Origin of the sequence: Miniimonas arenae, assembly GCF_006351005.1 — a bacterium.
In the GTDB taxonomy this organism is placed as follows: domain Bacteria; phylum Actinomycetota; class Actinomycetes; order Actinomycetales; family Beutenbergiaceae; genus Miniimonas; species Miniimonas arenae.
Map to the genome: position 1 here is coordinate 1 of NZ_VENP01000127.1, position 1,480 is coordinate 1,480.

A 1,480-nucleotide genomic window follows, 5' to 3' on the forward strand; every position below is an offset into this window, starting at 1 on the left:
GGTCGACGGCGATACCCGCGACCATCGCCAGCGTCACGATCGCCACGCCCGCCGCCGCGCCACCGACCATCGGTACGGGACGCCAGTGCGCCGTTGTCGCCACCCCGGGCGCGAGCGGCTCGAGGGTGCGCCGCGTGCGCTCCGAGCGCTGCACCGCGATGGTCCGCACGGCCACGACGAGGAACGCGAGCAGTGGCAGCAGCCCGACCATCGAGGACGCCACGAGCACCCAGCTCGGCGCCGGCAGGAGGAACACCACCAGCGCGAGGTTGAGCACGGTGAACCGCGTCATCCCGCCGCGGTCCATCGCGGCGTTGCTCCACCGCACGACGCCCGGACCGCCGCCGAGCACCACCGGTACGAGGTAGCTCATCGAGCCGAGCATCACCTGGGCCACGAACCCGACCGCGAATGGCGCCACGAGCCAGGTGAGCCGGTCGGGCACGGCGGCCCAGCCGGGTGCGCCGAGCACGGCGACGCCGAACGCCAGGACGGCGAGGAGGAACCACGCGCACGACGCCGCGAGCGACCACGCCGCGAACGATCCGGTGCCGTGGGTGCGGGCCGCGGCGCGGCCCTGCTCGATCACGTGCCACCCGATCCGGGCCAGCCCGGCGGCGACGACGACGCTGCCGGCGAGGACGAGCGGCCGCCAGCCCGTGGCCGGTCCGGCGAGCACGACGGCGATGCCGGCGCCGAGCACCGCGAGCGCGTGCTTGCCGGCCGCCTCGGCAGCCGGAGTCAGGCGGGTGCGCAGGACGGTCGGCCACAGCAGCACGATCGTCCCGGCCACGGTGAGACCCACCCAGCCGAGCAGGGTCGCTGCGACGTGGGCGACGTAGAGGCGGCCGGCGACCTCCGGCGTGGTGTCGACCCGCGCGAGCAGCACCCCGAACGCCACGCCGACCGGGAGGAACGCCGTCGCGAGGAGGTAGTAGCGCACGAGGTGCCCGAGCCGGTTGCCGAGCATCCGGCCCGAGCCCTTCCGCTGCCGGGCGAGCACCACGACGTGGGTGACGGCCACGCCGGTCAGCACGACCGACCCTGCCACGACGAGCGGCGTGGCGGACGTGACCATGCCGGCCGTGACGATCGCGGCGCCCGCGGACCAGCCCAGCAGCCGCGTCCAGAGCAGGCGCGGCCCACCGGGCGCCGGCCGGCGCGTGAGGGTCTCGGCGAAGTGCTGGCTCCACAGCAGGATGGCGGTGGACACCCCGCCGAGCAGCAGCAGGTGCACCATGAGCCAGCCCGCGACCGGGACGAACCGGTGGGCGATCGCGACGGCCGCGGCCGCGACGAACCAGGCCAGGACCAGGGCGTTCGCGGGGACGTAGAGCGACCGGCGGTTCATGCGCTCGCTCCGAGGGCGGTGGGGGCCGCGGCGACGTCGCCGCCCGTGGGGCCCGGCGCGGGGGCCGGGCGGACGAGACCGGGCACCCCGATCACGCAGGCGAGGGCGAGCAGCACGAACGCCACCACC

At 75.9% G+C, this 1,480-nt stretch carries 1 pseudogene; it reads right to left on the bottom strand.

Going from position 1 to position 1,480, the window contains the following annotated elements:
* Nucleotides 1-1,351: pseudogene (locus FH969_RS14895) on the bottom strand (multicopper oxidase domain-containing protein); the annotation flags it as partial.
* Nucleotides 1,352-1,480 lie beyond the last annotated feature (129 nt).